The sequence below is a fragment of the Acidobacteriota bacterium genome (assembly GCA_003696075.1).
GTDB lineage: Bacteria > Acidobacteriota > Polarisedimenticolia > J045 > J045 > J045.
Map to the genome: position 1 here is coordinate 1 of RFHH01000203.1, position 6,167 is coordinate 6,167.

4 protein-coding genes are annotated in these 6,167 nt (G+C 71.7%); 3 read left to right on the forward strand and 1 reads right to left on the reverse strand.

What is annotated here, in order from left to right; all coding sequences use genetic code 11:
• Together polA and D6718_13050 are read left to right on the forward strand one after the other, a co-directional pair.
• Positions 1 to 2,168 (forward strand): DNA polymerase I (gene polA / locus D6718_13045; protein RMG43051.1); only part of this gene is annotated, 2,168 nt, incomplete at its 5' end.
• Positions 2,169 to 2,275: 107 nt separating this feature from the next.
• Positions 2,276 to 3,427: a response regulator gene (locus D6718_13050; GenBank protein RMG43052.1), complete on the forward strand. Its 1,152-nt coding sequence runs from the start codon at positions 2,276 to 2,278 to the stop codon at positions 3,425 to 3,427.
• A gap of 341 nt (positions 3,428 to 3,768) precedes the next feature.
• On the opposite strand, the gene D6718_13055 is transcribed toward D6718_13050, so the two are convergent.
• Entirely contained in the window at positions 3,769 to 4,926 is a 1,158-nt protein-coding gene (locus D6718_13055) for an acyl-CoA dehydrogenase (GenBank protein ID RMG43053.1), read from the reverse strand.
• Between the two features lie 163 nt (positions 4,927 to 5,089).
• On the opposite strand from D6718_13055, the gene D6718_13060 reads away from it, so the two are divergent.
• Positions 5,090 to 5,836: an outer membrane lipoprotein carrier protein LolA gene (locus D6718_13060; protein ID RMG43054.1), complete on the forward strand. Its 747-nt coding sequence runs from the start codon at positions 5,090 to 5,092 to the stop codon at positions 5,834 to 5,836.
• Positions 5,837 to 6,167 lie beyond the last annotated feature (331 nt).

Consider the following 6,167-nt stretch of genomic DNA (forward strand, 5'->3'; position numbering starts at 1 on the left):
CCGCCTCGCTGGCGGCGATGGAGAGGGAGCGCGGCGGGGAGGAGGCGGAGGATCTCGCCGCGCGGTTCGAAGCGGCCGCGGGGCTGGCCGCGCGCGGCACGGTGCCGGCGCGGGAGCTGAAGAAGATCCTCGCCAAGCTCGGCCAGAAAACGCAGCCGAAGGCCTGGCTGGCGGTGGCGGCCAACGAGGAGGCGCTGGATCTGTCGCGCCGGCTGGTCCGGGTGCGCACCGACGCGCCGGTCACGCTCGACCTCGAGGCGATGCGCCCCGGACATCCGGACGTGGCGGCGGCGCTTGCGCTGTTTCGGCGGCTCGGCTTCCGGCGGCTGGTCGAGGAACTCGAACAGGAGCCGTCGGCCGCCGTCCCGGAGCCCCCGGCGCTCACCGTCCGCGAGCCGGCGGACGGTCGCGAGGCGGCGGCGCTCCTGCGGGCGCTCCGCCGGGCGGAGCGCATCGGCGTCGCGGTCGCCGCGGTTCCCGGCCAGGGACGCGGCTCGCCTCCCGAAGGGGTGGCCCTCTCCGCGGCGGCGGGGGAGGCCGTCTACATCCCGCTCGCCGGCCGCCGGGTCCCGCGCGCCCTGCCGGCGCTTCTGGGCGCGGAAGGGCCGCCGAAGGTGGGGCACGACCTCAAGGAGGCGATGCACCGGCTCGCGGAGGCCGATCTCGATCTCGGGGGCCTCGCGTTCGACACGATGCTCGCCGGCGCGCTGCTCGAGCCGTCGGCGCGGGAGCGTTCGGCGGAGGATCTCGCCGCGCGCGTTCTCGGAGAACGGGTGCGGCGCCCGCCGCCGCCGCGGAAGGGGGGCCAGGCGAGCCTCGCCGAGGTGGACGGCTCCGGCGCCCCGAACGCGAGCGGGGCCGAGGCGGCCGTCCTGCTGCCTCTCGCCGACGAGCTGGCACGGCGCCTCGACGAGCACGGGCTGACCGATCTGTTCCGGGAGATCGAGATGCCGCTCGTGCCGGTCCTGTGGCGGATGGAGCGGCACGGGATCCGGCTCGACCGCGCGAGGCTCGCCGAGCTCTCCGAGCGGCTGGGTCGCGAGATCGCCCGCCTCGAGGGCGAGATCCATGCCCTGGCCGGACACCCCTTCAACGTGAACTCGCCCGCGCAGCTCCGGAAGGTCCTGTTCGAGGAACTCAAGCTCTCTCCCACGGGGCGGCGCACCGTGAAGACGCGGGCCCACTCGACGGGGCAGGAGGCGCTCGAGGCCCTCGCGCTCGAGCACGAGCTGCCGGCGAAGGTTCTCGAGTACCGCGAGCTGGCGAAGCTGAAGAGCACCTACGTCGACGCCCTGCCGCAGTTCGTCTCGGAGCGCACCGGGCGCCTCCACACGCGGTTCCATCAGCTCGGTGCCGCCACCGGACGCCTTTCGTCCAGCGATCCGAACCTGCAGAACATCCCGGTGCGAACCGAGCTGGGCCGCACCATCCGGGCGGCCTTCGTCCCCGAGCCCGGATGGAAGTTCCTCTCGGCCGACTACTCGCAGATGGAGCTGCGGATCCTCGCGCACCTCGCCGGGGACGAGCGGCTCGCCGAGGCGTTCCGCAAGGATCTCGACATCCACCGATACACCGCGTCGCTCGTCTTCGGCGTGCCCCTCGAGGAGGTCACCCCGGAGATGCGATCGCGCGCCAAGGCGGTCAACTTCGGCATCATCTACGGGATGTCCGAGTTCCGGCTGGCCCGCGAGCAGAAGATGACCCGCGAGGAGGCGCGGGCCTTCATCGACGCCTACTTCGAGCGCTATCCCGACGTCAAGCGCTACATCGACGGGGTGATCGCCGAGGTGAAGCAGACGGGGGAGGTGCGGACGCTGTTCGGAAGGGTCCGTTTCTTCCCGGAGCTGACGGGAGCGGCCGGGGGGCGGCGTCTGAGCCACGCCGTCCGGGAGCAGCTTCTCCGCCAGGCGGTGAACACCACCGTGCAGGGCTCCGCGGCGGACATTGTCAAGATGGCGATGGTCCGGGTCGCCCGGCGCCTCGAATCCGGAGGTTTCCGCAGCCGTTTGCTCTTGCAGGTTCACGACGAGCTGTTGATCGAAGTACCCTCGGAGGAGGTCGCGCCCGTCGCCCGGCTCGTGCGCGAGGAGATGGAATCGGTGGCGCGGCTCGACGTGCCGCTCAAGGTTGACATCGGGACGGCCGATAACTGGGCGGAGACGCACTGAACGTGCGGACGCGTGCGGTGTCGGCGGGGGGGAGCCCGGCCCGCGGCGGTGGGCCGCGGGAGCGGGGGGAGGCGCCGGGGAGCGGACGCTCCCGCCGAGGCTGACGCATGGATCCGAAGGCCAACATTCTCGTCGTCGACGACAATCCCAGCGTGCGCGATCTGCTCCGCGAAGGTCTCGAGGCCTTCGGGTACGAGGTCCAGACCGCCGCCTCGGCCGCCGAGGCGCGCCGGCGGATCGAAGCGGGAGGGGAATTCGACCTGGTCCTGTGCGACATCGACATGCCGGGGGAGCGCGGCACCGACCTGCTGAAGTGGATCCGGAGCTACGACCCGGACATCGCCGTCATGATGGTGACGGGGATCGACGACGCCGGGACGGCGGTGCAGGCCATGCTCGGCGGCGCCGCCGACTACGTCTGCAAGCCCTTCTCCCTGCCGGAGGTGCGGGCGCGCACCGAGCGGGCCCTCGAGAAGCGGCGCCTCACCATCGAGAACCGCATGTACCAGGACCACCTCGAGCGCCTCGTGGACGAGCGCACCCGCGAGGTGCTCCAGGCCATGGCCCGCATCCGCGGACTGCACGAGCAGCTGAAGTCGGCCTACGACGCCACGCTGACCGCGCTGATGATCGCCCTGGACTATCGCGACACCGAGACCCAGGGTCACTCCCTGCGCGTCGTCGAGTACACGACGCGCCTGGCGCAGGAGATGGGCATCGGGGAGCCGGAACTGACCGCGATCCGCCGCGGAGCCATGCTGCACGACGTGGGAAAGATCGGGATTCCCGACGCCATCCTCCGCAAGCCGGGGCCGCTGAACGAGGAGGAGCAGGAGATCATGCGGCTCCACGCGCAGCTCGGCTACGACATGCTCAAGGACATCGAGTTCCTGGCCGACTCCGCGGAGATCGTGCTGGCGCACCAGGAAAAGTGGGACGGCTCGGGCTATCCGCGCGGGCTCCGGGAAGAGCAGATCCCGATCGGGGCCCGCCTGTTCGCCGTGGCGGACACGTTCGACGCGATGACCTCCGACCGCCCCTACCGCGCGGCGCTTCCCTACGAGAGGGCGCGCCAGGAGATGATCGACTACGCCGGCACCCAGTTCGACCCGCAGGTCGTGGAGGCGTTCCTGCGGGTGCCCCCCGAAGAGTGGGACCAGATCCGAGCGCGGGTGCAAGAGGTGCTCGACAGGCGCCCCTCCGGCATCCCGGAGCAGATCCTCGCCCGGATCGCCTCCGGCGCGACCTCGTCCTCGTAAGCCCGTCCGGCGCCGCCCCGACTTCGCGGGCGCCGGGGGCGGGCGTTCCGCCGCCGTCCCGCCCGCGCCGCCGGCCCCGTCGCCGCGGCCGGCGCCGGCCGTCTTCCCGATCGTTGCCGCAATGCGCCGAGCCCGTCGTCCCGCCGCGGAGCGAGCCCGGAGGCTTGGCCACCGGGAATGCGGACGGCGCTGGGGGCGTTCGCCAGAGGAATCGACGCGACACGGACGGCACGGTGGCGGTCGTAACGCCGCACAACGGAGTCGGCGGTGCGGCTGAGCTCGAAGCGCGGCGTGGCGGGGACGAGCTCCGGCCCGTGGCGAAGTTCGTGCCGCGGGGCCTCTCAACCCGCGAGGAGCAGCTTGGCGATCGTCTGGAGCTGCATGAAGTGCGTGCCTTCGTAGATCTTGCCGATCTTGGCGTCCCGGTAGAGCTTCTCGACGGGATAGTCCTTCGTAAAGCCGTAGCCGCCGAACAGCTCGACCGCCATCGACGTGACGCGCTCCGCCACTTCCGCGGCGAACCACTTGGCGATCGCCGCCTCCCTGGCGAAGGTCTGCCCCGATTCCTTCACGCGCGCGGCGTTGAGTACGGTCAGGCGGGCCGCCTCGATTTCGGCGTCCATCCGGGCGAGGGCGAACTGGACTGCCTGGAAGTCCGCGATCGGCCGGCCGAACTGCTTGCGCTCTTTCGCCCAGCCCAGGGCGTGCTCCATGGCTCCCTGCGCGAGCCCCACCATCTGGGCGCCGATCCCGATCCGGCCCTCGTTGAGCGTCTCGATCGCCACCTTGTAGCCCTTGCCCACCTCGCCGAGGACGCGGTCGTCGCCGACCCGGACGTCATCGAGAACGATCTCCACGGTGCTGGACGCGCGGATGCCCAGCTTGTCCTCCTTCTTGCCGACCGAGAAGCCCTCCATATCCCGCTCGACGACGAAGCAGGTGATGCCCCGGTAGCCCTTCTCGGGATCGGCGTTGGCGAAGACGAGGTAGATCCCGGCCTCGTATCCGTTGGTGATCCAGAGCTTGTTCCCCGAGAGCCGCCAGCCGTCCCCCTCGCGGTAGGCCCGCGTCCGCAGGGCGAACGCGTCCGATCCGGACTCGGCCTCCGACAGGCAGTAGGCTCCCACCGTGTCGCTCGCCAGGCGCGGCAGGAAGCGCTTCTTCTGCTCGTCGGTTCCCCACCGCTGGATCGCGTTGTTCACGAGCGTGTTTTGCACGTCGCAGACGACGGACACGGAGGGATCGACCCGCGCCAGCTCCATGATCACGAGGATCGCGTCGGTGAACGTCATCCCGGAACCGCCCAGGTCGTCGGGGATGTCGATCCCCATCAGCCCCAGCTCGAACAGGTGACGCAGGACGTCGGGGTCGAGCTTCGCTTCCCGATCCATCGTCTCGATCCGCGGGCGGACCATCTCCTCGTTGAAGCGGCGCACCTCCGAGATCAGCATCTGCTGCTCGTCGGTCAGGCTGGTCAACGGCTTGGCTGCATCCGGCATCGGCGGTCTCTCCGGTAGGGGACGGGTCTCCGGCGCCGCACCCCGCGGGCCGGCCGAACACGATAGCGCAGGAGCGGCGGCGGGACGAGTCGGGTAAGATACCGCCCACCGGCATCTTGGCGTCCGCCCGGCGGCGCGCCGGCCCCGGCCCCGAGGAGTCCCGATGACGCCCGCAACCGTCTCCGATGGCCCGTTTCCGCCCTCCCGGCGTCTGGCGGCGCTGGCCCTCGTGCCCCTTCTTCTGGTTCCGACCATCGCCCGCGCGGGCCGGGGAGGGGCGGAGGTCGATCCGCGCGTCCGGGAGGTGCTGGCTCGCATCGACCGCGCGCAGCAGTCGCTGGAGACGCTCCGGGCGGAGGTGGTGGAAACGCGGGAGCTGGCGCTTCTCGACGATCCACAGCGCCTGACCGGCCGCCTCCTGTACCGGAAGCCGGACAAGCTGCTGTGGGAGTACCGGACGCCCGAGCGCCGGATGTACCTGCTGGCGGACGGGAAGCTCACGGGATGGGCGCCCGACCGGAACGAGGTCGAGCGCGTCTCGACGTCCCGCTACGAGCGCCGCCTCCGGCGTCTTTTGGCGATCGGCCAGGACGGAGCGTCGCTGGCGAAGGAGTTCCGTATCGAGCTGGCCGAGCGGCCGGCCGTCGAGGGCACCGACGAGCTGGTGCTCGTGCCGAAATCGCGGCGCGTCCGCAAGCGCGTCGCCGAGATCCGGCTCTGCATCGACCGCCGCGACGGCCTGCCGCGCCGCATCCGGTACCGGTCGGGCGACGGGGACCGGGTCACGCTCGACCTGGTGAAGATCGAGGTGAACCCCGAGCTGCCGGGCAGCGCGTTCACGCTCGCGATCCCTCCGGACGCGAAGGTCGTCGACGGACTGGCGTCGCTCGGGCTTCCCGGCGCTTCCTGATCGCGGGCGGCGGCGCCCCCCTTGGCCGGCCGCATCCCCGCGGGTGCGTTCCCTTTTCCCGTCGTCAGGGCTGCGGAACCGGCGGTCTCCGAGGGCTGGCCGGCGCGTTGCCGAAGCTGGCTTTCGATCCGGCGGCCGGTCGCTCGGCGCCGCGCGCCGCCTGAGAGGCATCTCGGACGCCCACCGGACGCTTGCCGGCAGAACGGCCTGTCGTCGTCCGCCGGTGGTGGGGGTGCCGCCGGGCGCGCGCTCGCCCACCGGCCTTCGCACCGGGTCGGCGCCCACCTCCGGTTCCCGGTTTCCGGCGGCGGCGTGGCGGTGACCCCCACTC

What these genes read in the sequence shown, in the direction of transcription:
- D6718_13050 (RMG43052.1), top strand. Translation starts at nt 2,276, where the DNA reads ATGGATCCGAAGGCCAACATTCTCGTCGTCGACGACAATCCCAGCGTG.
- D6718_13055 (RMG43053.1), bottom strand. Translation starts at nt 4,926, where the DNA reads ATGCCGGATGCAGCCAAGCCGTTGACCAGCCTGACCGACGAGCAGCAG.
- D6718_13060 (RMG43054.1), top strand. Translation starts at nt 5,090, where the DNA reads ATGACGCCCGCAACCGTCTCCGATGGCCCGTTTCCGCCCTCCCGGCGT.